Origin of the sequence: Paenibacillus sp. FSL A5-0031 (assembly GCF_001956295.1) — a bacterium.
In the GTDB taxonomy this organism is placed as follows: domain Bacteria; phylum Bacillota; class Bacilli; order Paenibacillales; family Paenibacillaceae; genus Pristimantibacillus.
The window spans coordinates 1-592 of sequence record NZ_MRTD01000064.1; the positions used below are offsets into that span (position 1 = coordinate 1).

Consider the following 592-nt stretch of genomic DNA (forward strand, 5'->3'; position numbering starts at 1 on the left):
TAATAAATGGTGGAGGATGACGGGATCGAACCGCCGACCCTCTGCTTGTAAGGCAGATGCTCTCCCAGCTGAGCTAATCCTCCATGTTGAGCGACCTTTATATCATATCATAGGTCATTCTTTTTTGTCAATCTTTTTTTATAGAAAAGTTGGTGACCCGTAGGGGACTCGAACCCCTGTTACCTCCGTGAAAGGGAGGTGTCTTAACCACTTGACCAACGGGCCTTGCTGGCAGAGAGGAAGGGATTCGAACCCTCGAGACCCGGTTAGAGCCTACACGATTTCCAATCGTGCTCCTTCGACCACTCGGACACCTCTCTACAATGGCTCCCCGAACAGGACTCGAACCTGTGACAACTCGATTAACAGTCGAGTGCTCTACCAACTGAGCTATCAGGGAATATTAAGCATTCAAAGCAAATTGCGCCCTGAAAACTGGATACGAAAGATTAGGCTTGCTGAAGCCTTTTATGCTGCTGTCTACCGGATGTATGGGTCACAGTAAACATGTTTAGGATAAGCCCTCGACCGATTAGTATTCGTCAGCTACACACATTGCTGTGCTTCCACCCCGAACCTATCAACCTCGTCG

Annotated in this window: 4 tRNA genes; all 4 read right to left on the reverse strand. The window is 48.6% G+C overall.

Annotated elements, in window-relative coordinates:
* Positions 1 to 7 precede the first annotated feature (7 nt).
* A tRNA-Val gene (locus BK120_RS34325) sits at positions 8 to 83 on the reverse strand.
* A gap of 67 nt (positions 84 to 150) precedes the next feature.
* Positions 151 to 225, reverse strand: a tRNA-Glu gene (locus tag BK120_RS34330).
* Between the two features lie 4 nt (positions 226 to 229).
* A tRNA-Ser gene (locus BK120_RS34335) sits at positions 230 to 320 on the reverse strand.
* Positions 321 to 324: 4 nt separating this feature from the next.
* Positions 325 to 400 (reverse strand) — tRNA-Asn (locus BK120_RS34340).
* Between the last annotated feature and the right edge of the window lie 192 nt (positions 401 to 592).